Source organism: Pseudomonas sp. ASL4 (assembly GCF_056680395.1).
The window spans coordinates 1627790-1653313 of sequence record NZ_CM155280.1 but is presented as its reverse complement, the minus strand read 5'-3'; the positions used below and the strand labels follow the sequence as shown (position 1 = coordinate 1653313).

At 56.5% G+C, this 25524-nt stretch carries 21 protein-coding genes and 1 pseudogene; 8 read left to right on the top strand and 14 right to left on the bottom strand.

The features are described from left to right. Positions 1-134: 134 nt before the first annotated feature. Complete coding sequence (locus AC1MEW_RS07445; RefSeq protein ID WP_480425892.1) at positions 135-917, bottom strand: DUF2076 domain-containing protein; 783 nt, start codon at positions 915-917, stop codon at positions 135-137. A 177-nt stretch (positions 918-1094) separates the two neighbouring features. Between AC1MEW_RS07445 and AC1MEW_RS07440 the strand changes: the two genes are divergently transcribed. Both AC1MEW_RS07440 and AC1MEW_RS07435 read left to right on the top strand, forming a co-directional pair. Next, the gene (locus AC1MEW_RS07440; protein ID WP_480425890.1) at positions 1095-1769 is read left to right on the top strand and encodes a YciC family protein; all 675 of its coding nucleotides are present in this window, start codon (positions 1095-1097) and stop codon (positions 1767-1769) included. Positions 1770-1842: 73 nt separating this feature from the next. Further along, positions 1843-2922, top strand: a complete 1080-nt coding sequence (locus AC1MEW_RS07435; protein ID WP_201256603.1) for an endonuclease/exonuclease/phosphatase family protein — start codon at positions 1843-1845, stop codon at positions 2920-2922. A 74-nt stretch (positions 2923-2996) separates the two neighbouring features. On the opposite strand, the gene AC1MEW_RS07430 is transcribed toward AC1MEW_RS07435, so the two are convergent. The 5 genes from AC1MEW_RS07430 to AC1MEW_RS07410 all read right to left on the bottom strand — a co-directional run bounded on the left by AC1MEW_RS07430 (position 2997) and on the right by AC1MEW_RS07410 (position 8911). Next, a complete protein-coding gene (locus tag AC1MEW_RS07430; protein ID WP_480425888.1) occupies positions 2997-3830 on the bottom strand; it encodes an ABC transporter ATP-binding protein in 834 nt (277 codons plus the stop codon). Further along, a complete protein-coding gene (locus AC1MEW_RS07425; protein ID WP_201191962.1) occupies positions 3818-4621 on the bottom strand; it encodes an ABC transporter permease in 804 nt (267 codons plus the stop codon). Before AC1MEW_RS07425 ends, AC1MEW_RS07430 begins: the two co-directional genes overlap by 13 nt. A gap of 9 nt (positions 4622-4630) precedes the next feature. Further along, positions 4631-5617, bottom strand: a complete 987-nt coding sequence (locus tag AC1MEW_RS07420; RefSeq protein ID WP_322269728.1) for an ABC transporter substrate-binding protein — start codon at positions 5615-5617, stop codon at positions 4631-4633. Between the two features lie 397 nt (positions 5618-6014). Further along, positions 6015-7385: an aspartate aminotransferase family protein gene (locus AC1MEW_RS07415; RefSeq protein ID WP_201256601.1), complete on the bottom strand. Its 1371-nt coding sequence runs from the start codon at positions 7383-7385 to the stop codon at positions 6015-6017. A gap of 32 nt (positions 7386-7417) precedes the next feature. Then, the gene (locus AC1MEW_RS07410; RefSeq protein ID WP_480425885.1) at positions 7418-8911 is read right to left on the bottom strand and encodes an aldehyde dehydrogenase; all 1494 of its coding nucleotides are present in this window, start codon (positions 8909-8911) and stop codon (positions 7418-7420) included. A gap of 228 nt (positions 8912-9139) precedes the next feature. On the opposite strand from AC1MEW_RS07410, the gene AC1MEW_RS07405 reads away from it, so the two are divergent. Next, complete coding sequence (locus AC1MEW_RS07405; RefSeq protein ID WP_322269729.1) at positions 9140-10069, top strand: LysR family transcriptional regulator; 930 nt, start codon at positions 9140-9142, stop codon at positions 10067-10069. A gap of 77 nt (positions 10070-10146) precedes the next feature. On the opposite strand, the gene AC1MEW_RS07400 is transcribed toward AC1MEW_RS07405, so the two are convergent. Both AC1MEW_RS07400 and hrpB read right to left on the bottom strand, forming a co-directional pair. Next, positions 10147-11118, bottom strand: a complete 972-nt coding sequence (locus AC1MEW_RS07400; protein WP_480423023.1) for an IS110 family RNA-guided transposase — start codon at positions 11116-11118, stop codon at positions 10147-10149. A gap of 269 nt (positions 11119-11387) precedes the next feature. Continuing rightward, positions 11388-13538, bottom strand: a pseudogene (gene hrpB, locus AC1MEW_RS07395) (ATP-dependent helicase HrpB); the annotation flags it as partial. A gap of 68 nt (positions 13539-13606) precedes the next feature. Between hrpB and AC1MEW_RS07390 the strand changes: the two are divergent. Genes AC1MEW_RS07390 through AC1MEW_RS07375 form a run of 4 tightly spaced genes read left to right on the top strand, consistent with a single transcriptional unit; the run spans position 13607 to position 20117 of the window. After that, entirely contained in the window at positions 13607-15967 is a 2361-nt protein-coding gene (locus AC1MEW_RS07390) for a hypothetical protein (RefSeq protein WP_480425882.1), read from the top strand. Beyond that, entirely contained in the window at positions 15951-18053 is a 2103-nt protein-coding gene (locus tag AC1MEW_RS07385; RefSeq protein WP_480425880.1) for an integrase, read from the top strand. Before AC1MEW_RS07390 ends, AC1MEW_RS07385 begins: the two co-directional genes overlap by 17 nt. Beyond that, a complete protein-coding gene (locus AC1MEW_RS07380) occupies positions 18050-18676 on the top strand; it encodes a hypothetical protein (RefSeq protein WP_480425878.1) in 627 nt (208 codons plus the stop codon). Before AC1MEW_RS07385 ends, AC1MEW_RS07380 begins: the two co-directional genes overlap by 4 nt. Next, the gene (locus AC1MEW_RS07375) at positions 18654-20117 is read left to right on the top strand and encodes a tyrosine-type recombinase/integrase (RefSeq protein ID WP_480425876.1); all 1464 of its coding nucleotides are present in this window, start codon (positions 18654-18656) and stop codon (positions 20115-20117) included. Before AC1MEW_RS07380 ends, AC1MEW_RS07375 begins: the two co-directional genes overlap by 23 nt. A 494-nt stretch (positions 20118-20611) precedes the next feature. Here AC1MEW_RS07375 and AC1MEW_RS07370 read toward each other — a convergent pair whose 3' ends face one another. From AC1MEW_RS07370 to AC1MEW_RS07350, 5 genes are all read right to left on the bottom strand, one after another. After that, positions 20612-21643 carry a serine/threonine-protein kinase gene (locus tag AC1MEW_RS07370; RefSeq protein ID WP_480425874.1) on the bottom strand — a complete coding sequence of 344 codons (1032 nt, stop codon included), beginning with the start codon at positions 21641-21643 and terminating at the stop codon, positions 20612-20614. Continuing rightward, a complete protein-coding gene (locus AC1MEW_RS07365) occupies positions 21640-22098 on the bottom strand; it encodes a hypothetical protein (protein ID WP_480425871.1) in 459 nt (152 codons plus the stop codon). Before AC1MEW_RS07365 ends, AC1MEW_RS07370 begins: the two co-directional genes overlap by 4 nt. Before the next feature lie 312 nt (positions 22099-22410). Further along, positions 22411-22962 carry a hypothetical protein gene (locus AC1MEW_RS07360; RefSeq protein WP_480425869.1) on the bottom strand — a complete coding sequence of 184 codons (552 nt, stop codon included), beginning with the start codon at positions 22960-22962 and terminating at the stop codon, positions 22411-22413. A 21-nt stretch (positions 22963-22983) separates the two neighbouring features. Further along, positions 22984-23289, bottom strand: a complete 306-nt coding sequence (locus tag AC1MEW_RS07355; RefSeq protein WP_480425867.1) for a DUF7693 family protein — start codon at positions 23287-23289, stop codon at positions 22984-22986. Between the two features lie 128 nt (positions 23290-23417). Continuing rightward, complete coding sequence (locus AC1MEW_RS07350) at positions 23418-24143, bottom strand: hypothetical protein (protein ID WP_480425865.1); 726 nt, start codon at positions 24141-24143, stop codon at positions 23418-23420. Positions 24144-24787: 644 nt separating this feature from the next. Here AC1MEW_RS07350 and AC1MEW_RS07345 point away from each other — a divergent pair. Then, the gene (locus tag AC1MEW_RS07345) at positions 24788-25015 is read left to right on the top strand and encodes an AbrB/MazE/SpoVT family DNA-binding domain-containing protein (RefSeq protein ID WP_480425863.1); all 228 of its coding nucleotides are present in this window, start codon (positions 24788-24790) and stop codon (positions 25013-25015) included. 134 nt (positions 25016-25149) lie between these two features. Here the strand turns inward: AC1MEW_RS07345 and AC1MEW_RS07340 are convergent, their stop codons facing one another. Next, complete coding sequence (locus AC1MEW_RS07340; protein WP_480425861.1) at positions 25150-25380, bottom strand: AbrB/MazE/SpoVT family DNA-binding domain-containing protein; 231 nt, start codon at positions 25378-25380, stop codon at positions 25150-25152. Between the last annotated feature and the right edge of the window lie 144 nt (positions 25381-25524).

The following is a 25524-nucleotide window of genomic DNA, read 5'->3' as shown; positions in this document are numbered from 1 at the left end:
GCATCCTCATGAGCGCACAAGCGCGCGGGCAGGATCAGGCCCCAGGCCCGAAAAGTTGCCCAGTATGCCAGCCTGAAGGATTGTTCCGCGAATAATCGGCCCGGGGCGTTTGCGCGCCCCGGACGAATGGTGGGTCAGACGAAGGAGTCGTCGTCATCACCGCCGAAGAACGATGAGTCGTCATCGTTGTTGTAGTCGGTGTCGCTAAGGTCGCCCTGATCGTTGGAGTCGTTGCCGGCCATGCGCTGGTCATTGCCCCGGTCATTACCGCTTTGATCATTGACCTGGGCCGGTTCTTCCTTGATGACTTCGACGATTTGCTGCGGCTGCTGATTGCTGTGGAACATACTGCTGATGCCTTCTGCCAGCATCACACCACCGGCCACGCCAGCCGCGGTTTTCAGCGCGCCACCGAGGAAGCCGCTACCTACCGGTGCCTGTTGTTGCGGCGCGTAGTTTTGCTGTGGCGCGCCGTAGTTCTGTTGCGGTGCACCGAAGTTCTGCTGTGGCGGCTGCGAATTGAGCGATGGCCGCGCCGGTTCACGCCAGCCGCCGGTCGACGGGGGTGCGCTTTGGGTTGGCGCAGGCTGCGGATCGCGGGAGCCGCCGCCGAAGATGCTCGACAGGAAGCCACCACTGGCCGGTGCCGGAGCGCTCGCCTGGGCCTTGGCCTGTTGCAGTTCGTCCTGCAATTGCTGGATTTGCTGGGTCTGTTGCTTGTTCTGTTCGTCGAGGCTCTTGATGGCAGCCTCTTGCACCAGAATCGCCTGGGTCATGAAATAGCCCGCGGCGGGCTGGCGAGTCAGGTGTTCCTTGATCCGCGCCTCGGCTTGAGCGTCGCGCGGGGCTGAATCCGTTTCGGCCTGTTGCAGCCGGGAAAACAGTCCATCGATCAGGGTTTGTTCTTCGCTGTTCATGGCGACCTCGTAGATTGCCGGGAATATCGTCTTCCTCATCCACGATGGACAAGGTGCCTACCAGTTATGGGGCTGATACAGGATGTTTCAATAGCCTTTACCTAACGTTTACGTTTGCGCCCCCCGACGCTTCATCGGTTAAAGTGTGGGACTGCTTTTAACCTGCGATACCGACTGATGAATCCGTTCGATGTGCTGCGTGACTCCTTGTACTTCTTCAAGCGCAATCTGGGCCAGATCGTGCAGCTGTGCCTGCCGCTGGTGATTCTTGAGGCGTTCTTGCAACAATTGGTGGACAACACCGCCAGCCCGGACGGTTTCCCCGGTTACAGCGTGGTCGTCGGTTTACTGGTGTATCCACTGTATACCGCCGCGCTGATCCTGTTTCTCGACGCCCGCAGCCGTGGCGAATCGCCGCGCATCCGCGACCTGCTGGCGATGTCCGCCACGTTGTGGCCACGCTTTGCCCTGCTCACCGCGCTCAACACCTTGTTGATCCTGATCGGCCTGTCGCTGTATTTCCTGCCGGGCCTGTGGCTGATGGTGACGCTGGCCTTCGCCGAATACTTGCTGGTGCTGCGCGGTATGGCGCCGCTGGCGGCGATGAAAGAAAGCCTGCGCCTGACCCGCGGCCATTTCCTGCGCATTCTGGTGTGCATCCTCTGTGTAATGGGGCCGTTGTGGGTGCTCAAGGGCGCCAGCTACGCGGTCTATCCCGAACCGCAGAACCCGGCAATCGCCCTGCTGATCGACAGCGTCCACAGCTTCCTGCAACTGTTCACCAGCGTGGTGCTGTTCCGCCTGTTTATGCTGATTGGCGAAGTGCCTGACAAAAACGACAGACCTGCCTGACCGCTCTACCCTTGGGCGCGGCCCTCGCTCTCGGGTATGCTCGGGTCATCTTTGTAACGCTATAAGCCGAGCCATGACCCGTCTACTGCGCTACACCCTGCTGGGCCTGTTTGCTTTCGTTGGCCTGATCGGCCTGCTGATCTACAGCGTGACCTGGCGACCCGACGCCAAGGAAGTGCTGCCGGTCAGTTGCAACGCCAAGGCGCCGACCCTGGTGCCCGGTCAAGCCTTGAAGGTGATGACCTGGAACGTTCAGTACCTGGCGGGTAAACGCTACGTGTTCTGGAACGACCTGGCCCAGGGTGACGACGAAAGCCCCACGCTCGAAGACATGGCCTTCAGCCTCGATGAAGTGGCGCGGGTGATTCGTGACGAGCAACCGGACGTCGTGCTGCTGCAAGAACTCGATGACGGCGCCAAGGCCAGCGACTATCAGAATCAGGTCAAACTCTTGCAGGAACGGGTCGCCGACCTGTACCCCTGCAACGCCCACGCCTTCGACTGGAAGGCCGACTTTGTGCCAGATCCGCATATCTTCGGCAGCGTCGGCCGGCAACTCGCCACCCTGAGCCGCTTCCAGATCGGACATGCCGAGCGCCTGCAATTGCCGGTGGCACCCGCCAACGTCATCAGCCGTCAGTTCAAACCGAAAAACGCTTTGCTGGTGGCGTATCTGCCGTTGAGCGATGGCGGGCAGATCGCGGTGCTCAATACCCACCTGGACCGCGTCCGCCAGCCCGACGACACCTTGCAAGCCCAAGTGACAGCGGTGGCCAAGGTCCTCGACAAATACGAAAGCCGCGGCACACCGTGGCTGATTGGCGGCGACTTCAATCTGTTGCCGCTGGGCCAATACCGACGCCTGCCCGCCGAGCAACGTACGCCCTACTCCGCCGACAGCGCATTGCATGTGCTGTGGGACAAATACCCGATGATCCCGACCAACAACGAAGCCAGCGGTGCTGATCGGGCGCAATGGCTGACCCATTACCCGAACGATCCCGGCTTGAACGGCCCGGACCGGACGGTCGACTACCTGTTTTACAGCCCGCGGATCAAACGGGTCGAGGCAACGGTGCGCCAGGACGATACATTGCGGATCTCCGATCATTTGCCGGTGATCGCAAAATTCCTGTTGCCGGCCGCCCCGTAGCAGCCAAGGTTGCTTGCGATGGATGCCTGCCCGGCAACATTCATGTCGACTGAACAAGCTCGGTGCCTACAGACTCAATGCTCCTCCAACTCGTCATGCAGCAATCCGAAGATCCTGCGTTTCATGTCGATGAACGAGCGTTCCATCACCATGTCGAGGGTCCGTGGCCGCTCAATCGGCACGTCCAGAATCTGCTTGATCCGCCCGGGCCTGGCGCCCATGACGTAGACCCGGTCGCCGAGCAGAATCGCCTCGTCGATATCATGGGTCACAAACAATACCGTCTTCTTGCTGTTGCCCCACACTCGCAGCAGCAGTTGCTGCATTTGCAGGCGCGTCTGGCTGTCGAGGGCACCGAAAGGTTCGTCCATCAGCAGGATTTGCGGATCGTTGGCCAAGGCCCGGGCAATCGCGACCCGCTGCATCATGCCGCCGGAGAGTTGCTTGGCGTAGTTGTCGGCGAACCCGGCGAGCCCGACTTCATTGACGTAGTAGTCGACAATTTCCTTGCGCTGCGCCGCCGGCATGCCGCGACGCTTGAGGCCGAACTCGACGTTCTGGCGCACGGTCAACCACGGGAACAGCGTATAGCTCTGGAACACCATGCCGCGATCGGCGCCCGGCCCCTCTACTTGCTGGCCACCCACGTAGATTTCGCCCGAGGTCGGTTCGGCGAGGCCGGCGGTGAGGTACAAAAGGCTCGACTTGCCGCAGCCCGACGGCCCCACCAGCACGGCGAATTGTTGGTCCGGAACTTCGAAGGACACCTGCTCCAACGCGGTAAAGACACCGCCATCGGGCTTTTTATAGCGCAGGCTGACCTTGTCCACCTGCAGCCGTGGGGCGCCTTGCGCCGGGGCAGCCTGGGGCGCGACGAAACGTGGGTTGACGGCGGTTACTGAGCCCATGCGGCGATCCTCAGACGTAGGAAGCGGAACAATTGATCGGTGACCAGGCCCAGCAGGCCGATGATCGCGATTGCCAGAAAGATCACATCCACCTGAAAGCCGCGCATGGCCTTGAGGCTCAGATAGCCCAGGCCACTGGAAGCGGCGACCAGTTCGGCGACCACCAGGTAAGTCCAGGCCCAGCCCATGGTGACGCGCAAGGTGTCGAGCACACCCGGCAGCGAGGCCGGGGCGATCACATGCAGCACCGCATCGCGCCGATTTGAACCCAGTGTGTAGGACGCGTTGATCAGGTCTTTGGAGATGCCTTTGGACACGTCCGCAATCATCACCAATTGCTGGAAGAACACACCGAAGATAATCACCGAGACCCGCTGCTCCAGACCGATGCCGATCCACAGGATGAAGAGCGGCACAAACGAGGTCACCGGCAGGTAGCGAATGAAATTGACCATCGGTTCAAGGAACGCCTGGACGATACGAAAGCTGCCCATCAGCAACCCCAGCGGCACGGCCACCAGCGATGACACGATAAAACCGACCATCACCACCTCGACACTGGCCCAAACGTGCACCCCGAGGGTACCGTCGCGGCCCAGGCGCACGGCGGCCTCGACCACCGCGCCTGGTGTCGGCAGAAACATGCCCGGCACTACGCCGCCGTAGGACAACCCGGCCCACAGGCCGACCAACAACACCCAGGCCAGGCCGCTGGCGCTCCAGACCAACTGCACCGGCAAGCTGGTCTTGGGCGTGATGCAGCGGCTCAGCCATGAATTGCGCTTGAACATGCGGACCTCCTAGAGCGGGCTGACGAAGCGGTTGTCGATCAGGTCGTCATTGCTGACGTTGTAGGGCTTGCCCTGCAATTCGCTGGCGGTTTCATTAGCCAGTTTGATCAACGGTGCGCTGTCCCCCGGCTTGCCCGGCGCGCCGAACAGTTTTTCGCTCATGGCTTGATCGTAGAAGCGCACGCCTTGAGCGGCCGCCGCCAATTCCTTCGGATCGGCCAGGTAGCCACCGACGCCCTTGGCCATGATTTTGTAGGCTTCTTCCGGATGCTCACGGGTGTACTTGACCGCTTTGTACAGACCGGCCACCAACGCTTTCACGTCTTCTGGCTGCTTTTCGATGACCGAGCAGTTGAGCGCCACCACATCGACAATCACCCCAGGCGTACTGCTGCTGTCGATCAGCACCTTGCCCTGCTGCTTGCTGCGGACCATCGACAGATGCGGCTCCCACGTCACGGCGGCCGGTACGCGACCGGCGATAAATGCAGTGGCGGCGTCATCGGCGGTCATGTTCTGCACGGTGATGTCGCTCATTTTCATGCCGTTCTTTTTCAGCAGGTAAGACAGCCAAAACTGCGAAGTCGAACCTTCGTTCACGGCCACGGCCTGACCCTTCAGCTCCTGAAGACTCTTGACGTCCTTGCCGACCAGAACACCATCACCACCATGGCTATCATCCAGCGCGGCGACGGCCTTGAAGCAGAACTGCGGACGGTACTTGAGCACTTCGTCGATGGTCGATGCCGAACCTGACAACTCCCCCGAGGCCTGGGCGGCCATGTACATCGAGGCCTCCTCGACGACGGGCAACTCGACGGTCAGACCGTTTTCCTTGAAGTAGCCCAGGTCTTGGGCGAGGTAGAGGGTGCCGTAGCCGACCCACGTGGTATGGCCGATGGAAAGGGTACCGGCCTGGGCGCTGGTGGCGACCGTCGCGGCGATGGCGGTGACCGCCAGTGGGTGAGCGAAGCGGGTAAGCAAGGACTTGATCATGGAGCACTCCCAAAGCTGTTGATTTAGTTTTGTAATGGGTAGTACGGCCAGTGGCCTTGAAGCGTTAACAACGTGTGGTCTCTGATGGACCCTTCGGTGGTCAGCGTTTGGCTGACTGGCGAGGTCGATGTTGGCTCAGTGCGGGGATAAGGAAAATTAGGAAATATGTCGCTGCGAATGATGAAAAAGCTCTGTAGCGCGCACTGCAAAAGGGCGCTGTAGGCGGGGATGCACAGGGAGGGTGCCAACTGTTAGAAAAGGGGTGAATCGGCTATCGCATTCGCGAGCAAGCCCGCTCCCACACAGGACAGATGTCGATCACAGAAATTGCGTTCGACACCGGCCAAATGTGGGAGCGGGCTTGCTCGCGAAGAGGCCCCAAGGCCATGCGATGGTTTTAGAGCCGGCCGTATTCCTGCGCCGTACGATCCAGCGCGCGCAAGGTTTTGCCGACCAATTCATCAACCTCTTCACGGCTGGCAATCAATGCCGGCGCCATGATCATCCGCCCCAGTGTCGAGCGAATAATCACGCCCTCTTCGAAGCCGATCGTGCGGCAGCGCCAGGCCATGTCGTTTTCATTGGCGAAACGCTTGCGGCTGGCCTTGTCCTCGGCCAATTGCAGCGCCGCGACCATGCCCACGCCCTGGATATCGCCCACCAGCGGATGGTTGCCGAACACCTCGCGCAAGCACTGTTGCAGATAAGGTCCGATGTCATCCTTGACCCTCGCGACCACGCCTTCATCGCGCAGCGCCTTGAGGTTGGCAATCGCCACCGCCGCCGCCACCGGGTGCCCGGAATAGGTCAGGCCGTGGGCAAACACCCCGCCCTGCTCCACCAGTACCGAGGCTATTTTCTTCGACAGGATCAACCCGCCCATCGGGATATAGCCAGAGGTCAGCCCCTTGGCAATAGACAAGGTGTCCGGCTCAAAACCAAAGTGCTCATGAGCGAACCATTCTCCGGTGCGGCCAAAGCCTCCGATCACTTCGTCGGCACACAACAGCACATCGTACTTGCGACAAATGCGCTGGATCTCCGGCCAGTAGCTTTCTGGCGGAAAGATCATGCCGCCGGCGCCCTGGAACGGTTCAGCAATGAACCCTGCGACCTTGTCCGCGCCCAGTTCGAGAATCTTCGTTTCCAGCTGCTGCGCCGCCCGCAGGCCAAATTCGCTCGGGGTCAGGTTGCCCTCGTGGGCGAAATAGTACGGCTCATCGATGTGTTCAATGTCCGGAATCATGCCACCCATTTCGTGCATGAATTTCATTCCGCCCAGCGCCGTCGCGGCCAAGGTCGAGCCGTGGTAACCGTTCCAGCGACCAATCATGATTTTCTTTTCGGGCTTGCCGAGCACCTGCCAGTAGCGGCGCACGGTACGGATCAGCACCTCGTTGGCTTCGGAGCCGGAGTTGGTGTAGATCGCGTGGCTGTAGTGCCCCGGCAGCAGGCTGAACAGCAGCTCCGACAGCTCGATCACCTGCGGGTGGGTGGTGTGGAAAAACATGTTGTAGTACGGCAACTGCTCCAGCTGCCGAGTCGCGGCAGCGGCCAGGTCCTTGCGGCCGTAACCGAGGTTGGTGCACCACAGCCCGGACATGCCGTCGAGGTAACGTCGACCGTCGTTGTCCCACAGGTGCAGGCGCTCGCCACGGACCATCACCCGGGGGCCTTCGTCATTGAGTGCCTTCTGATCGACGAATGCGTGGATGTGGTGCGCAGCGTCGGCGGCCTGGTAGTCGCGGGTTTCACGTGGTGTGGTCATCGCCTGTTCTCCATTTTTATTATGAGCGGCTGTTATGAGCGCAGCTGAAACCAGGTGGTCTTCAACTGGGTGTATTTATCGAATGAATGCAGCGACAAGTCACGGCCGAAACCGGACTGTTTGCCACCACCGAAAGGCACCGTCACATCCAGCGCATCGACGCTGTTGACCGACACCGTGCCAGCGCGCAGTCGGCGCGCCACACGATGGGCGCGATTGAGGTCGTCGGTCCACAGCGACGCGGCCAAGGCATAGACACTGTCGTTCGCCAGTTGCAAGGCGTGGGCCTCGTCATCGAATGCAGTGACGGCCAACACCGGGCCGAATACTTCATCGCGAAATAACGGCATATCCGGGCGCACGCCGGTAAAAATGGTCGGCTGGATGAAGTTGTCACTGCCGTTGAAGATCGACTGCCGGCCACCGCAGACTTTGGTCGCACCCAAGTGTTCGGCGTTCTGGATGAACCGCATGATGCGTGCAGTCTGACGGCTATCGACAATGGCCCCGGCGCAGCTCGCCGGGTCCAGCGGATCGCCCGGTTGCCAGCGCTCGGCCTGTACCTTGAGGCGTTCGACGAATTCATCGTGAATCGAACGCTCCACCAACAGTCGCGAGTTGGCCGAGCAGACTTCGCCCTGATTGAAAAAGATACCGAACGCGGCTTTTTGCGCGGCCAGGTCCAGATCCTGGCAATCGGCGAACACCAGGTTGGCACTCTTGCCGCCGCACTCCAGCCATACCTGTTTCAGGTTCGATTGCGCCGAGTACTGCATGAAGTACTTGCCGACTTCAGTGGACCCGGTGAAGACCAGGCAATCAACGTCCGGGTGCAAACCGAGCGCTTTGCCGGTCTGCTCGCCAAGCCCCGGCAGTACGTTCAGCACTCCCGGCGGCAGGCCGGCTTCCAGCGCCAGCGCGGCCAGGCGCAGGGCGGAAAACGGTGATTGCTCGGCGGGCTTGAGAATCACCGAATTACCGGCGGCGAGGGCCGGCGCGAGTTTCCAGGCGGCCATGTCCAGCGGAAAGTTCCACGGCACCACCGCAGCGACCACGCCCAAGGGTTCGCGAGTGATGGTCGCCAACACGTTTTGCGCACTGGGGGCGATCTGGTCGTAGAGTTTGTCGAGGCTTTCGGCGTACCAGCGAAACACCCCGGCGGCGCCCGGCACGTCGATGTTGTAGGCGTCCATCACCGGTTTACCCATGTTCAGCGAGTCGAGCAGCGCCAGTTCTTCGCGGTGGGTCATGATCAGGTCCGCGAGGCGCAGCAGCACTTGCTTGCGCTCGGCCGGCGAACGCGCCGACCAACTGCCGGCCTCGAACACTTGCCGCGCATTGCTGACGGCTGCGTCCACCTCTTCATCGCCGCAAGCGGCCACGTTGGCCAGGCACTGTTCGGTCGCCGGGTTGATCACCGCGAACGTCTGTCCCGACTGCGCCCAACGGGGTTTACCGTCGATCACAGCCTGGTCGGGAAACTGCAGCGCAGCGGCTTTATTTTGCCAATATGCAAGCTCGAACACGTTCAGATGCTCCATGGGCTTTTTTTGTGTGTGGATGGTGGCCCAGGACTGTGTCCAGTAAAAATAGTAAAAATATCTTCGCAGACGATGAAAAAACTAGGCAGCGAATCTCCCCCAGTCGAACCGCATGTGGTTATTGTTCAAGCATAAAAACACCGTCGTCAGAACGGATGCGGGCGGCGCGCAAATTGCCTGGATGTCGAGTTCATCCAACCCCCGAGGTTTGCCGTGGCTGCCTACAACCTGCGTCAATTGAAGTATTTCATCACCACCGTCGAGTGCGGCAGCGTCGCCGAGGCCTCTCGTAAGCTGTATATCGCCCAGCCGGCGATCTCCACGGCGATCAAAGGCCTGGAAGACAGCTTCGGCGTGCAACTGCTGATCCGTCATCACGCCCAGGGCGTGTCCTTGACCCCCAGCGGCGCGCGCTTCTACCGCAAGGCCCAGGAATTGCTGCGCATGGCCAAGGAGTTCGAACAGAACGCCTTGGCCGACAACGACGTGGTGGCCGGGCAAATCGATATCGGCTGCTTTGAAACCGTCGCACCGCTGTACCTGCCACAGTTGATTGCCGGGTTCTCGGCGCTGTATCCGGGGGTGGGCATCCGCATCCGCGACGGCGAGCAACAAGAGTTGGTGCAAGGCCTGACCTCGGGCACCTTTGACCTGGCGATTCTGTATGAACACGACCTCGATGCGACTATCCAAACCGAACCCTTGATGCCGGCGCAGCGGCCTTATGCATTGCTGCCGGCCGACCATCGCTTTGCTCAGCTCAAGCAAGTATCGCTGCGCGATCTATGTCTGGAACCGATGATTCTGCTGGACGTGCAACCGAGCCGGACTTACTTCGTGAGCCTGTTCGAAGAGCTGGGCCTGACGCCACGGATTGCCTTCAGCTCACCGTCGATCGAGATGGTCCGGGGGATGGTCGGGCAAGGGTTCGGCTTCTCGATCCTGGTCACGCGGCCGCATTCGGAGTGCACCTATGACGGCCAGAAAGTGGTGTGCGTGGACATCGTCGAAGACGTCACCGGCTCCGGGCTGGTGGCGGCGTGGTTGAAGCGCGGGCAGTTGACCAAACCCGCGCAATTGTTTGCCGATTATTGCCGGGAGCAGTTGACTGCCAAGGCTGAAGGATCTGCTTCGGCCTCGTGACTCTTAAGATCAAAAGATCGCAGCCTTCGGCAGCTCCTACATTGGAATGCGATCCCCTGTAGATACCGTCTTGAATCTCACCGAGCAAGCGCAAATTCAGGGTCATATGGCTGGCCCGATTTGAGCACTGCGTAAACGTAATGCAGCAGCTTGCGCATGGCAGCACAGATGATCTGCTTGGGGGCCTTGCCGTTGGCCTTCAGGCGATCTTTCATGGCGATTATTGCTTTGTTGTGTTGCAACGCGACCAAGCCCGGCATGTATAGGCCTGCGCGCAAGCGCGCTGAGCCGATCTTCGAGATCGGGCTGCGGCCCTTGAGGAGCCCTGATTCCTGGAGTTCTGGATTCAGGCCAGCAGCCGCGACAAGTTTTCGAGGGTCGTCGTACTTGCGCAGGTCGCCCAGCTCAGCCAGCAACCGCTCAAGCGTTTTCTCGCCAATGCCGTCGATGGTCACGACCAAGTCGCGCATCTGGCGCATGTCGGGGTCGTCATCGATATGTTTTTTGATCGCCTTGTGGGTTTCAACGATTTCTTTTTCGATGTGGCCAATCACCGAGTTGATCGACTCTTTGACCTTTTCGTCGGACACGTCCAGACGATTACGCTCCATTTGCTCCATCTCTTGAAGGTCATCCAGGCGACGAACCATGGCCTTCAGTTGGCGGAACTTCAGCGGTTCCGGAGCCCAAAGCTTGAGCTTTTCATTTTTTTCTTTAGCGAAGTCGGCGATCAGCTTGGCATCACTCTTGTCGGTTTTGATCCGACGTAACTCGCTGCCCGCATACGCGTGAGTCGTGGCCGGATTCACCACGCAGACCCGATAACCCTTGTTGTAGACGAACTCGGCGAGCTCCAGATGATAGACACTGGTCGCTTCCATCACGATCAGGGTCGAAGGCTCGGCCTGCTTCTGCAACCAAACTTCAAACTCTTTGAAACCCTTGGAATTGTTAGCCAGTTTGGCCTTGGTTTTATGCTTGCCATTTGGCAGATGTGTAGCGATATCAAAGGTGTTTTTAGCGACATCGACGCCGACGAAACTGGACATAACACTCTCCCAATCAGATCAATTGCGATCATCACTGCACTCTGTCCGACCTTGCGAATGCGGGCTCTAGCCAGAGGCGGGCCCAAGATACCGTTCGAACTATACGAGTGAGTGCGGAGGGTTGGAGCACGATCTACGTCACAGGCAAAAAGCCTAAGGAGCTGCACGGCTTCCAGGTCCCTCCCTCGATGATCAGTCGAGAACTATCGCTCCTGACGGAGCAATAGTCGAGATACAAGGAGCTGCCGAAGGCTGCGATCCTTTGATCTTCAGCTTTTACGCGGTTTGATCCTAGCGGTGGCTTCGGCCACCAACGGATCATCCGGCCAGTAATGCTTCGGATAACGCCCCTTCAAATCCTTCTTCACCTCGGCATAGGTGCTGCGCCAGAAGTTGGCCAGGTCCTGGGTGACCTGCACCGGCCGCCGCGCCGGGGATAACAGATGCAGTTTGACCACCTGCCGGCCGCCAGCGATGCGCGGGGTTTCGGCCAGGCCGAACAGTTCCTGCAAACGCACCGCCAGAATCGGTGGATGCTCGCTGTAATCCAGCCGAATCGATGAACCGGACGGTACGCTCAGATGATGCGGCGCCAGCTCATCGAGCCGTTGCGGCAATGGCCACGGCAATTGGTTATGGACGATGCTCGACAGGTCGAGATTGCCGAAGTGACTGAGCCGCGAGACCTTGCCCAGGTACGGCATCAACCAGTGTTCAAGGTTCTTGAGCAACGCGGCGTCGCTGACATCCGGCCATTCGCTCTCACCTTTACTGCCCAGGTCCAACTGCCGCAACAACGCCACCCGCGCCTGCCACTGACGCAGCTCCGGGGTCCACGGCAACAGTTCCAGACCTTTGCGCCGCACCAGATTGACCAACGCCTGGCTGCGGGCGGTTTCGTCGAGGCCGGTCAAGGGCTCGCGACTGAGGATCAACTCGCCGACCTTGCGCTGACGCTCGGCCCGCAACACGCCTTCGCGCTCGTCCCAATCCAGTTGATCGACGCAGCGTACTTGCTCGGCCAGGACTGAATCGAACAACGCCGGATCGAAATCCGCCGCCAGGTATATTCGCTCTTCACGCTGGCCCTGACGGCTGCCCAGATCGGCGATCACCAGCCAAGGCTGTTTCATCAAACTGTCGGCCTCGGCGAACAACGCCGCCCGGCCATTGGCCAGACGATATTCCGCGCCACCGGGCCGCCGCTGTTGCGCGACTCGATCCGGATAAGCCAGCGCCAACAGCGCACCGAGCCAACGCGGGTGATCGGGATCGCTGACCAGCTCCGACGCTTTGCCGCGCAAGTAGCCGCGATACTGCCGTGCGAGTTGCCGGGCTCGTTGCACACCGCCCTGAGCACCGCGTGCGGCTCGTTCTTCGCCGGATAACAGCACCAATCGGCTGTGCAGATCCGCTCCGGCGCCGCGCAAGATATCCCGCTCGCCGAGCAGGGCCGCGACATCGCAAGCCATGTCGGCCAGCCCTAGCGCCTGACCGCGCAACAGCAAATGCCCGATCCGTGGATGCGCCGGCAGTTCGGCCATGGCCTGGCCGTGTCGGGTCAGCGCTTCGCCGTCGAGTGCGCCGAGGCGCTCCAGCAGATCCTGAGCCTGTGCATAAGCCGCTGCCGGCGGCACGTCGAGCCACACCAATTGCCCAGGCTTTACGCCCCAACGCCCCAATTGCAAGGCCAGGCCGGCAAGGTCTGCCGAGAGAATTTCCGCACTGGCGTAGGCCGCCAGTTGTTCATGCTGATCCTGCGACCACAGGCGATAACACACGCCCGGCTCCAACCGCCCGGCCCGGCCGGCGCGCTGAGTGGCGCTGGCGCGGGAGATGCGCTGGGTGTCGAGGCGAGTCATGCCGCTGCCGGGGTCGAAACGCGGGACCCGCGCCAACCCGGCATCGATGACGACGCGCACGCCGTCGATGGTCAGGCTGGTCTCGGCGATGTTGGTGGCCAGCACCACTTTGCGAAAGCCTGCAGGTGCCGGATCAATCGCGGCGCGTTGCGCGGCCAGATCGAGTTCACCGTGCAACGGACAAAGCAAAATCTGCGTGCTCGCACCCAAGGCATCCGCCAACTGTTGATGCACCCGACGGATTTCCGCCTGCCCCGGCAAGAACACCAGCACGCTGCCGGTTTCGTCATTCAAGGCTTCGAGGATGGTTTGCACCAGACGCGGCTCGATGAATTCACCGGGCTGGAACGGCCGGCCCCAGTGCATCACCACCGGATACATCCGGCCTTCGCTGCGCAGGATCGGCGCGTCATCGAGCAACCCGGCCAGGCGTTCGCCTTCCAGCGTCGCGGACATCAAGAGGATTTTCAGCGGCTGGTCTTCGCGAAACAGCTCCCGGCCATTAAGACTCAGGGCCAGTGCGAGATCGGCATCAAGACTACGCTCCAGCATTTTGTCATTTACATTATCTTATCAAAATTGTCAGAATATAGATATCACGCGCCTTACAGACGAGCAAAAGCCTCATGGGAAATCTGACAATTCTCAAAGGATCGCTAGCTCTTGCGAACTATCCTTTCACTACGCTGCCCCCAGATGTCCTTGAGCTCATGCACCGCTCCTACGAGCCGATCGCGCTCGCCGGCATGGGCCAACTGACCAAGATTTTCGACGCCTACTGCAACATCACCAACAGCCCTATCACCTACCTCGGCCTCTCCTCTCCATCCTTCGAACGCACCGTCCGAGGCTTCCTGGGGGCGCTGTACGACCCCACGTTCATTGACGTCACCCGCCCGCTGTGCAGCAGCTACGCACGCGAGTTCGTCAGGATGCTGCGCGAGATGGCGAAAGAGATTCCGCTGCTCCACACTTTCGAAGGAACTGGGGGACGAGACGGCTGGCCCAAGTTCAACGCGAAGTACTGGACATCAATCAAAGACAATCTTGATCCACAAGCTGTCCGGTTCTGGAACGGTTGGGCAGTCAATTACATGAACGACAAGGTTGCTTATTTATCTCTAGCTAATGTATGGATTTCGCACGGGCCTGATTTCGCAGAAGAAATCTATAAATGTATGCGCCAGCATTTCCTCAAGATGCGGCGCCCAAGAAGCTCTGAATTCAACGCATTCTTGAACTTTATTTCTGAGCGAGCGGAAGCTTGGCCCGTCGAGACCTTTCAGGATCCGATCCAAATCAAGCGCGTCTTTCTAGCGTATATGCTCAATTACTTCACAGAACACCACGAGCGCGGAAATGACATCCCGACAGCGACTAAGTCGTTCGCTGCGATGATCCAACTAGTTGACTCGACGATGCTTGCATCTGGCGTTTGGGTGAAACCCTATGCCAGCGCACTCCCTAAGCCGGCAGTTCAACATACGGCAGGCATTGACACTAACAACAAGAAAAACGCTAAGGGCGAATTAATTAAAGTTAAATTGATTACTGAGATCCCTTATCACCTCACAGACACTCAGGCAATCGAGCTAATTTTCAAAAGCATCAAAGCTGACAGTAATGCCTTATACAGGTGGGCAAATAAAAAAGCTTGGAATACATCCAACGCTCAGAAGTCGCGCGACAGACTCGCGAAGCTGGGAAACCCCGAAAAAGTTATTTATGCCACATACGCGCAACCCGAAGACGTCAAGCCTGAAGACGTGTGCGCTGCTTTCAATGAACACGGCTTCGGCTACGTCCACAAAGACTTCTCCAAACGGTTCGGAAAAGTCATAAACCGTGATCTGCTGAACAGCTTTTTACAAGTACCCTCAGCTAACGAACTTTACCCATTCAAGATCCTTCTAGTGCATGAATACCCGTGCATTACTCAATCGTTCTTGGACAACTTTGAGCTCTATGACAAGAAAGGTGATCTGACCGGTTTCATCAAGCTGGACGGCTACTACCAGCTTACTGGGTACAAAGACCGAAAAGGTGGGGAAAACAGTGAAATCAAAATCAAGCTGAGACCTCGCGACGCAGTTCGAGTGAGGCAGATAATTAGGAGCACGCAACCATTGCGTGACTATCTACGCACCGAGGGTGATGACGCATGGCGGCAACTTTTCATTCAGTGCTCGCGGGGACTCACGCGTCCCAAAAAGATGTCGCCCACGAACTGGAACTCCGGAACGCTCGAGACTAGGTATCAACATCTAGCTGGCGAGTTCGCCGAATTCATTGACATGCCAAAGAAGGAAATCGAAGAATTCATCTGTCGGATCTCGGTCACTTCTCTGAGAGCGACGCGAGCAGTGCTGCTGTACATCGAAAATAACAGCCTGACCGAGACCGCTGCCGCATTGGGGCACACTAACGTCTCGCCTGATCTCCTGAGCAGCTACCTGCCCGAGCCGATTCTGGCCTTTTTCCAGACGAGGTGGATCAGGGCGTTCCAGCGAGGGATCATCTGCCATGCGATGAAAGACAGCAAATACCTGCTGAAAGTATCAAACTTCCAGACGATGGAAGAGCTGCATCAGTTCTTGAAGAACAATGCGCTTAAAGACATCCCAGAGGCTATGCGCGACCCAGAAGGCTATCGCGATGCCCGCAACCGCACAAATCAAGAAACTACGAACAAGAAGAACAAGAAAAACAACAAACCAGCAGCAAATGACGGCAGCGCTGACCGGGTGATGATCTCCGTCGACGTAGGCATTCTCACGGCCCTCCTCTCACTTGAAGAAGCGGTCAGGAAGTCAAAGCGTCAGGACGATATCTGCGCCAAAGCACTGTACTGGGCCAAATTGACCAAACTGCTCGTCAACGATATCACCGAAGGTTACGAGTTCGACCTGCAAGACTACCTGGCTACTGCCAAAACCCAGATTGACGCTAGCCAAATGGAGAGCCTGATTTATGCTGCTGCCGCCTGAGCTCAAATTCCTGACCCCACTTCTGAACTCCCCACGCGAGGAGTACAAAACGGCGCCCTGGCTGCTTAGCGACTTCGATGCGCCAAAGTGGCAGTACTCGTTCGGCTACAAGAAGAGCCCCAAAGAGCTTGACTGGGAAATCACGCTGGCTGACGGCAGTTCGCTGATTGATGCGAAGAACCATGAATTATATCAGGGGTTCAAATACTTCCTGACGTCGAGCACGCGACGCGATTTCGACATGGGTACGACCAATGAGCTCGAAGGCCAGCAGGCAAAGCAGTTCAGCAGAGCATGCCAGATCATCGATTATCTGTTGATCAATGATGAACGCTACCAGCTATCCACATACGGCTTGGCAGGCCTGACGGGCGGTAATCTCATTGAGCTACTTGAAACGATTTCGAAAACGCCCTCGAGTGCAGAATCGATCTACAACTGGTCGGTGACTCTGCGAGAGTACTGCCACAGCATCCTGAAAGACACGAGTGAAATGGAAATTCTCAGTGTGCTCAGGGAGCGCCCGCAGCTGCTCATCATCACTAACGAGCAAAAGGATGATGACGAGTTAGGTATCCCGCACGACCTGATTCCACCCATCCGTGCAGCGCTACTCATCCGGGGGCTATATGGCACCCCACAGGTCGAATATGGCCATCAGCCCAACACCATCAGGCTCTCCGGCATTCTTTATCCCCAGGTTCTCTGGGGAAAAAACCAGTTCAAGCCCGTCCACATGATCCTTGGGTTTAACGATGACACGTCACTATTCACGCGTGAGTACCCAGGAATTCCAACCAATACCGGTGCGCTCGAGTTGATGCGTGACCAGACCTATTTCGCCTACCGAAGCTCCGTGTATAACCTCGGCACGCTGCACGAGATCGGCCTGGCAGCACCTACCTTCAAAGCTCTGAGAGAGGCCGATAGCTTCACGCCTGAGCTTGGCACCAAAGGCCGGTTCCGGACGGTGCCATCAGACCTGGTGTTCACGTCCCTGCGTAACGCGATCGAGCTGCACATTGAGCATGGTTCGGAGATCATCAAAGGCTTCTGCAGAATCGCGATCGAGTGCCAGAAACGAGGCGTTAACCCTTCCACGCTTTCTGAAGCTGAGGTCAGACATATCATTGGCCCCTACTTGGTCAACCTCGGGGTGTCGCGCCTCTCTTTGAGCGCAAGGATCATCGACACAAAGACTCTGCGGGAGTCGATCAAAGGCAAAAAGGAGGAGTACTATTCGAACCTACGGTCAAACGTCGGCCTGTACGACCTTCTTGCGGTGTATGTCGGAGGCATCCAGCTCACCATTGGCATACTGATGGCCAGACGCGTCAGCGAGCTGTACTCGTTGAAGGCTGACCGATGCTTGGACGAAACCGAGGAATGGCTACTGTTCGGTAACGGCAAGAGCACTAGACATCTGTTCGGCCTGCGTCGTTCGGAAGCTCGCCCAATCGAGCCAGTCGCTGTGAACATGATCAAAAATCTAATTAAGATGCAGAAGGTTTTGCTGAAAATCGGCTATATCAAGTGCTACAAAACTCTCTTTGCATTGCCACAAATGCGCGGAACTCGCGAGTTCATCGACTCAAGTAATACCGCCTACAATCGCAACCTAGACATCTTCTGTGATTACTTTGAAACACCCGTGAACGATCAAGGTCAGCGTTGGTATCTTCGTCAACACCAGATGCGCCGGTTCTTCGCAATGCTTTTCTTCTATTGTGGGAGTTTCTCAAGCCTCGACACCCTACGCTGGATGCTAGGTCACGCGAACCTACAGCACGTCTATAATTACATCACCGAAAGTACGGATGGTGCGTTGCTTAACTCAGCAGGCGCCCAGTTTGCAGCAGAAAACATTCACTTGGGAAATACCGAGAACTTCACTGTGTTAGCTGAGATGATAAAGGAACAATATGGCACTGATGATTTTGGTTTGATTCCGAGCTCGGAACTAGAAGACTATATCACCGGCAAGATCAATGAAGGGATGGTCGAGATCACGCCTGAGTTCTTTACCGATGCCACCGGTGAACACATGAAAGTCGTCGCACGCCTCAAATACGGAGAAGCAGCATGACAGATCGCCCTGCACGTGGCGAAGTAGCCAGGGCGGGAGTGTTGGCTCTTGAGCGCCTCCTGGCCCAGGTAATCACGAAGCCGAGCGATTTCGTTGAAGATACTGAGCTGCGGAGCGCCCTCAAAAGCCAAGCCGGCTTGGCTTCGCTCGATCGCATTGTGAGTGCTGGTAGCGAGCCGGGCATCAACACGTTCCCGACCAGTCTCAATACGCTGAAGAAATACAGCGATGAGTGCCTGGCTGGTGGCTTTAGTAGTCTCAACGCTCTGCGAACCAAAGCGATCGAGGCATTTGAGCGGGAGGAACGCAAGAAGGCGAAGAGCAATAAGCGCACCAAGGTTGGGCTGAGCCTTAAGGTCGAGGATGTTGAGGCGGAGCTTGAGATGCTGCGCCAGACGAATTACCTACTGTTGCGTGCGCTACAGGAGGCGATCGGACAAATCCAGGACATCCGTGTTGCCAAGGATCTGAAGATTCTCGAGAAGTGGTCTTCAGATGCGATTGCTACGCTCCTATCGATAACAAGCCTGTGCATTCCCCCATTCAACCTCACTGAAACACGGCTGCCGAAGGCTACATCCACTACAGTGACTGACATCAATGACTACCGCAAAAAAGACTAATGAGCGGTCAACGCACAAGCTCTATAGTTTGCTGGGCGAGTTTCAAACGTTCAGTCACTATTCTGTCGGGCGCACCAATTTGCGGGATGCGACGAACATCCCATTTATGAGCTGGCCCAATGGTTCTCCGTGCATTATCGGAAACCTTTACATGCTCAGCCTATTCAACAGAAAAGGTCGCGGATCCAGGCGCGGTCTTTCTCGTTCAGGTCAGGACGGCGGCAGCATGGGGGACTATGCAGCAAAACTAAGTCAACTGCTGCGTCGATGCTACCATGATCAAATTGATCCGATAATGCTATCTGATGGAGATTTCAGCGACTATATAACTGAGTTACGCGAAGAAACGTCACCACGAAACCCTAGCGTCCCGAAACGAACTGAAGGCACGATTTCCGAGATAGGTCGTGTCTGGCTAGATTTTTTAGGCTTTATAGGTCGCCTGCATGGATATCCAGATTTTGTTGCACCCGAAGGCAGGATACGTGCGATAGAGCGAACCTATGACATAGTGGACAGCTTCGGCCGAAAGACACGCCGTACATACCTGGTACATCATTCATTTGGCCCCCCATCGCGAAAGAAGAAAAGAAACCCGATTACAGTTGAGCAGATAGCACTGCTCAAAGACACTGCCCGAAAAGCTAAATCGTCTGCATTCGTAAAAGTGAGGCGGTCATTGCTTATCGATCTTCTTACAGACACCGGAGCACGTCGTTCAGAAATAGAACAAGTCACAATTGATGATATTAAAGCCGCAAAGAAGCTTGAGAAAAACCCTACTCTACGACTCACCACGCTAAAGCAGGGCGAACTTAGCTTTAGGGAAGTACCCGTCCTACCTACGCTACTACATCTCCTGAACAATTATATCGAGAGGCAGCGTAGTGACATCATGAAGAAAAAGTACAAAGATGGACAAGACCACCGAATGTTCTTCGTCTCCGACAGGACTGGACGCCCGTTAAAAAGCAAAACTTTATACAACGAAATCAAGAACCTAAAAACAGCTTCAGGAATTGAGACACCGATCTTCCCACATATGTTTCGGCACCGTTTCATTACAAAACTTTTCATTGATCTAATTCGGACGCACCAAGTTACGAACGAAGACGAATTCCGGCGCAATCTCCTAAATACTGAGATTTTCAAAGCCGAGGTAACCCAGTGGACTGGACACTTAGACCCAGATTCGATTAACGACTATCTGCATTTGGCCTTGGCTGCCTCCGCAGACTACGCGGATACCGTCAACACTGTTCACATGCAGCGCGCCATGGATGCCTATTTCGAACGAGAAGCGGAGCTTACGCGGCGCTTGGAGGATGGCCTGACTGTGGCTGAGTACGCGAAGGAGTTGAAGCTCCTGAAGGAATTGGTGAAGAAGGACTTTGAGGTTGCTCGGACTCGAGAGGCATCAATTAAAAGTAAGCACCTCTGAGTGAAGGGTTGGTGACTGCCAGCCCTCCATCCTCCCGTTCCGGCAGTGCGCCTCGAGTCGCCCGCCCGCCCCCCCCCCCCCCGCCTAGATGAACCACTTTGTGTCCGTAGCAGCGACATACCCATGGCATGGACTACAGCGCAGTCGACAGCCACCCTCCAGCTGCTAGGCCATTCACAAACCGCGCTCAGAAGCAGTATGAATCACCCTCCTAACAGACCACCCTTAGCGTTGGGCAGTGAGCCTAGATGGCCGACGATCGATTAGGGAAGGGTTAGGACGATGCAGAGGACGCCGGAGAGAGGCCCACACGGAAAAATCGCGCAGGCTTGGGGAGCTATCGGCCGTGATAGATGATCTTCGAATCGCCCACAAGGTCTTCGACATTCACCAGAGGAACAGACGAACGAGCGCGACCAGAGCTCGTCTGGCTACGTCCTGTGGAAATCTGAGATCTGGTCAGGTAACCGTCCCCATCTTTCCTGCCTGCCGGCTTACCATTTGGATGACATGAGGATTTCATGAATCCGCTCCGGTGTTACGTTGTCTTCGCAGAATTCGGCCTTCTTGCGATATGCCTTCCCAGCCGTTTTCTTCTGGGCGATACACTTGCCATTATCGGCTACCTCTACCAAAAGGCCCGCGCCATCCGACGAAATGCTTTCCCAGCGCTGAACGTTATCAGCAGTTGTAAAGCGCCAATCGAGGCCTACATCGTCGATGGACGACAGATCATTCAGTAGATCCATTACTGATTGATAGCGCGAGTTAGGGTCGTACCTCAAGCACTTCTTGATGATGTTCTTGAGTTTTTTCGGCACATGACGAGGAATTTGCGCCAAATCCGGATAGGTTTCCAGGCGCTGAGCACGCGCCAATTCGGCACCAGTCGCGAAAGCTCCTAGCTGCTGCTGCAGGGAGTCCAGCCCCACCAGCAAACGGTATAAGGTCAAGCCCACCTGATAGATGTCTGCGCTGTTGTTGAAATCACGGGTCAGCGCGCTTTCGGGTGGTAGATGGAAGCGATATGTAGCTTCAGGTGTGGCATATCCATCGATGTCCATATTCTTGGCAAAGCCAAAATCTGACAGCAGAGCTTCATCGGTGTCGGAGATCAAGATGTTGTCTGGCTTGATGTCGAAATGGAGCAGCCCCTTGGAGTGAATGTTGTTGAGACCGCTCAGGAACTGGATGGCGTAGCGTATTAGCTGCCTACAGGTCAGGTCTTCTTCCTCAGCAACCTGGTGCAGCGATCCTCTGCTGTAGTACGGCATGGCGATGTAGATGTGCTGGGCGTCTTTGCAGGCGTACAGCACCTGCACAACGTAGGGGTGGATGCTCTTGTACAGCAGCTGGGCCTCGAGCAAGAAACGCTCTTCGTTGAAGCCATCGGTCTTCACCTGCTTGATCACGAGCTCGGCATCCAAGTGCTCGTCATGGACGACATACACCTCAGAGTTCTCGCCGTTTTCGCCGATGCGCTGCTGCTTTCTGAACGACACCTGAGCCGCTTGGTACGGAATCATCGGGTCGCTCCTACAGCAACGAGGATGGCCTCACGAACTGCGGCAGCCCTACCAGGTGGCCAGCCCTCAACGCCCTCGAGCTCGGACTCACATTTTACGATCGAGGCGAATTCTGTCGCGGTGATACCCAGTCGGGCGCCAATGCTGGTTTTGCGCCCCACGAAATAGCCTTTGATGCTGCTGCTTGCGAACGACTCCATGAATACAGCCTCCAGATACAGCCGATCAGCGTCCTGATTCTGCGAGTTGCCCTCCGCAACCCGGATGCCAGCTACGTCCACTTGATACTCTCGAAGGATGTCGAGGATGCTGTGACGAGCAAATTTGAGCTGTTCTGGCTTGTTCAGGATTTGCGGGATGATCAATGATTCCACGTTTAAAATTTGCTTCGCTTCATCGTCGTAGATGACGAACGTCGCCTTTTTAGGCTCAGCGCGTATTCCGAGTGATCGCATGGCGCTCCCTGCGTGTAAAAATGTTCAGTAGTCGGTTGGAGCCCGAACACTAGCATCAGTTTGCCGGCAGTCACCATACTCCCAAGGTAGCCCGGCGGTGCATGCCCCTCAGATTGCCATGATCGGCGACTCGCCTCCCTGTGACCGTGATGAGCCTCGGGCAGTTGGCATCCGGGGCTTTCACCTTGAACGCGCCGGTACGGGCCCAATCTGAGTACAGTTCGCGAGGCTAGTCGCCGACCAAGCCGAAGTCCGCACCGACTTCAGATAGCCCTTCCTGCCCATCAGTAAGGCCAGCTCCCTCCCCGCCCCTCAGGGCCTTTTCGCAAATTTGCAGTAGGCGTTGAAATCTCCCCGCGGATAGATATGAAAGCTGGCAAGCTTGTTCTCATAACCCACCAGTTCCAGTAACCCGTTTCTGACCGTGATATGAATTGGTGGTAAGGAAACCGCCTGACCAAACACATTGATGCTTTTCCTCTCCATCGCGTCAAACTCTTTGAAGCGGTACCTTTGATTTCGAAACTGGCTGACCTCCTCTTCATCCATCGTCGATGCACTTCGAATTGGGAACTTGATGCTTTCGAGAGGCTTGGAGTATCCGTCAATGGCATCTACGCAGTTTTGTAACTCAACGTAGCCTTCATCCGTTAGGCCACGGGTTAAGTCATCCCTTCCCCCGACCGTCATGGCAAGCTGTACGTTTTCCTTGGCGTTTACCTGGAAGACGGTTCCGTGGTGGGGATCGTACCTTGTGATGACATCGAAGCGCGGGTCAGTCTGCGAAAGGACTTGCGCAGTTGCCGTATGGGCATTCTGAATCGCCGTTGGCAGGAAGCTCTTTGGCATTCCGGTCAGGGCCATGGCCAGAAGATCAGGCGCGTCTTAAGTATCTGCTCGAACCTGGCGCTCCGAATCAGTGAGAAGGCTCACAGGCTCTTCAGACGCGCTATCCCAGGTCAAAAAAACTTCGCTCCGGCCATCAGGCGCAATTGCTGCCTCGCAGTAATCAAGCGCATCGCAGTCGTTGTAAAAACTGATCTGCCAAGTATCGAACCGAAAGGGCACGATGCCGGCGTAGGCCTCATCCCAGGTCAGTGAGGGCATGCCAAGCTCAACTGCTAGCTGACCTGAAATGACTTTCCGCAGTACCTCACACACTTCATGGCCTGGGATTTTTGGGCCAGCCATCATTGAGCACCCCGCTGTGATCTTAGAGCCATGGGCCCGGCGCGATCTTATCCATCAGCTGCAGCAGCACGGTTGCTACTACCTGAACTAAAACATCCAAAAAAAGCTCAGCGATAATTTTCAACATGTTAGCCCCCAGGCTGTGATTGCAGTTCATCCAAGACCGAAGCAGGCGCAGTAGTAGTAGGTTTTTTCCTAGCGGCCTTTGGTAGCTTTGGTGGCTTTACTGGTGTTGGTTTCGGGGCCCCTTCAGCCTCTGCTTTAGCTTTTGCGGCAGCCTCTTCGGCATCAGCTTTTTCTTTCGCAGCAGCCTCTTGAAGAGCCCAAAACGCCCTGATTTCAGCGATATCGTTGCTCCCGCCGATATCTGCCAAGCGCTCAAGAAACCTCGAGTAGAGATCATCAGTAAGCAGATTTAATCGGTGCAATTTTTCCACTGCCACGTTCGGATTCAACAACAGCACATAGTGAAATTCACCGGACGAACCTTTTTTCGTGGTGATGAAATCGTACTTTTTCAGGATCTTCATACGCCGGCGCCAGGTGTCTACTGCACGTGCACCTGTAAAGCCGGCCTCTGCTGCGAAGGCGGCCTGGTTCTCAACGATTAAAAAAGGGTGATCGGGGGAGCGTGCCCACAGGCAAAAAAGGGTATGTCCAGCAGGGTGCCCTTTGATTTCGTTTAATACCTGCATGGCAATCGGCAAGGTACGCGGAATGGTGCTGTAACCATGGTTCCTATTCCGGCGCCATACCCACTCCTCCGGGAAGCCTGGAAAATGGACATCCATGATGGCCGCAGCCTTCTCAGCCATTTTCATGGCCCTTGCTTTGGTCTGTTTGACGTTTGTCATATCGGTCTCGGTGTTAAGTAGTTGATGGGGCCAATATCCTCCACACCGAGACAAAAAACCAACCGTCTTTTAGCACTTTTTAGCGCAATTTCATGTCACTAATAGCGTGTCTTTGTATATATGTAGCTTGTCTGTATAGACAATCTCACATACATGAATGACGGCTGTTCAGCGCATTTTTACATGAAGATCCTCAATGGCTGTTGGGCTATAACCTATTTTGGTGTGCTCCTGTGCTCCGTGTACTCACGTTCTCGTGTACTCCCGTGCTGTGGGTGTGATTCCAAAGAGAGGGGCCCCAAGGGCCCCAATACACCTAAAAACCATCCATATTTTTTTGGGCTTTGTTCGAGCGTTTGATATGAAAAGCATCGATATAAAGCTGATTTTTCAAGCGTGGGCCTGCAGTCAGAATGCAGCCGTTCTTCAGCAGGTAAAGCTCAAGGGCCCTGAGAGCCTCTCTAGGCCACCGAGGGAATGGATGTCACAGCAGCCAAGAATTTGGCTTATCGGGCGCCTGGGAGATCTACAGCTCGTAAGCGGGGGTATTTGAAGGGATTGGTGCAGTGTCGGATGCACACCCGACTCATCAATGCCCATAAACGGCGAGTCCCGCTCGGAGACCACACGAGAGAAAGCCACCTTTGAAAGTCATCATCGAAGAATGGGATGGTGACGGGGCGATCCGGATTCCCGATGAGGCGTTGCAGGAGCTCGAGCTTGATGTTGGCTACACCGTGTATTTGATCGAGGAGTTTGTCGGCAATACGCGCTGCCTTGTCCTATCGAAAACGCCACAAATCGCGGATCGAATAGACGAGCTCACTGAAGCCTGGAGTAGCGGACAGCCAGGCAACGTCGAGGCGAAATAAAGCAGTCATTCGACGAGCCGGGCCTTAGGCCCGAAAACGCGATAGCAACAACCCATCTCAGAATCCGCCTTGGAATGAAGCGCGAGAAAAACCTCAGCAAGCCTTTCTCCCAGTGAAACGCTATCGACGAGCATTTACTCCTTCAGCGCAAAAACTGGGTTCATGTCATCAATACTCACGATGACCTTCGGTTTGCGAATCATGCCCTTCAGTCGCTCAACGGAATACGTTGCTGCCACCATGGCGAACTGGCCATTATCCAGATCGACGAATTCGACCTCATCTCCTGGTTGCAGGCCTAGAGCAGCCCGTACCTGGACAGGGATGGTGATTTGGCCTTTAGAATTCACAGTGGCAGTAGCCATGAGGATACCTATGCGATTGGGCACTTAAATGATAGCCGAGCGGTGCGGTAGGCTATAACGTGAAGACGTGAGGGCGAGCCGGGCTTAAGCCCGAAGGAGCGATAGCCAAAGAAGCTTTAGCTCCGAAGCCCAACAAATCACCTA

What these genes read in the sequence shown, in the direction of transcription:
- AC1MEW_RS07445 (WP_480425892.1), bottom strand. Translation starts at nt 917, where the DNA reads ATGAACAGCGAAGAACAAACCCTGATCGATGGACTGTTTTCCCGGCTG.
- AC1MEW_RS07440 (WP_480425890.1), top strand. Translation starts at nt 1,095, where the DNA reads ATGAATCCGTTCGATGTGCTGCGTGACTCCTTGTACTTCTTCAAGCGC.
- AC1MEW_RS07435 (WP_201256603.1), top strand. Translation starts at nt 1,843, where the DNA reads ATGACCCGTCTACTGCGCTACACCCTGCTGGGCCTGTTTGCTTTCGTT.
- AC1MEW_RS07430 (WP_480425888.1), bottom strand. Translation starts at nt 3,830, where the DNA reads ATGGGCTCAGTAACCGCCGTCAACCCACGTTTCGTCGCGCCCCAGGCT.
- AC1MEW_RS07425 (WP_201191962.1), bottom strand. Translation starts at nt 4,621, where the DNA reads ATGTTCAAGCGCAATTCATGGCTGAGCCGCTGCATCACGCCCAAGACC.
- AC1MEW_RS07420 (WP_322269728.1), bottom strand. Translation starts at nt 5,617, where the DNA reads ATGATCAAGTCCTTGCTTACCCGCTTCGCTCACCCACTGGCGGTCACC.
- AC1MEW_RS07415 (WP_201256601.1), bottom strand. Translation starts at nt 7,385, where the DNA reads ATGACCACACCACGTGAAACCCGCGACTACCAGGCCGCCGACGCTGCG.
- AC1MEW_RS07400 (WP_480423023.1), bottom strand. Translation starts at nt 11,118, where the DNA reads ATGTCCAGTTTCGTCGGCGTCGATGTCGCTAAAAACACCTTTGATATC.
- AC1MEW_RS07390 (WP_480425882.1), top strand. Translation starts at nt 13,607, where the DNA reads ATGGGAAATCTGACAATTCTCAAAGGATCGCTAGCTCTTGCGAACTAT.
- AC1MEW_RS07385 (WP_480425880.1), top strand. Translation starts at nt 15,951, where the DNA reads ATGCTGCTGCCGCCTGAGCTCAAATTCCTGACCCCACTTCTGAACTCC.
- AC1MEW_RS07380 (WP_480425878.1), top strand. Translation starts at nt 18,050, where the DNA reads ATGACAGATCGCCCTGCACGTGGCGAAGTAGCCAGGGCGGGAGTGTTG.
- AC1MEW_RS07375 (WP_480425876.1), top strand. Translation starts at nt 18,654, where the DNA reads ATGACTACCGCAAAAAAGACTAATGAGCGGTCAACGCACAAGCTCTAT.
- AC1MEW_RS07370 (WP_480425874.1), bottom strand. Translation starts at nt 21,643, where the DNA reads ATGATTCCGTACCAAGCGGCTCAGGTGTCGTTCAGAAAGCAGCAGCGC.
- AC1MEW_RS07365 (WP_480425871.1), bottom strand. Translation starts at nt 22,098, where the DNA reads ATGCGATCACTCGGAATACGCGCTGAGCCTAAAAAGGCGACGTTCGTC.
- AC1MEW_RS07360 (WP_480425869.1), bottom strand. Translation starts at nt 22,962, where the DNA reads ATGGCCCTGACCGGAATGCCAAAGAGCTTCCTGCCAACGGCGATTCAG.
- AC1MEW_RS07355 (WP_480425867.1), bottom strand. Translation starts at nt 23,289, where the DNA reads ATGGCTGGCCCAAAAATCCCAGGCCATGAAGTGTGTGAGGTACTGCGG.
- AC1MEW_RS07350 (WP_480425865.1), bottom strand. Translation starts at nt 24,143, where the DNA reads ATGACAAACGTCAAACAGACCAAAGCAAGGGCCATGAAAATGGCTGAG.
- AC1MEW_RS07340 (WP_480425861.1), bottom strand. Translation starts at nt 25,380, where the DNA reads ATGGCTACTGCCACTGTGAATTCTAAAGGCCAAATCACCATCCCTGTC.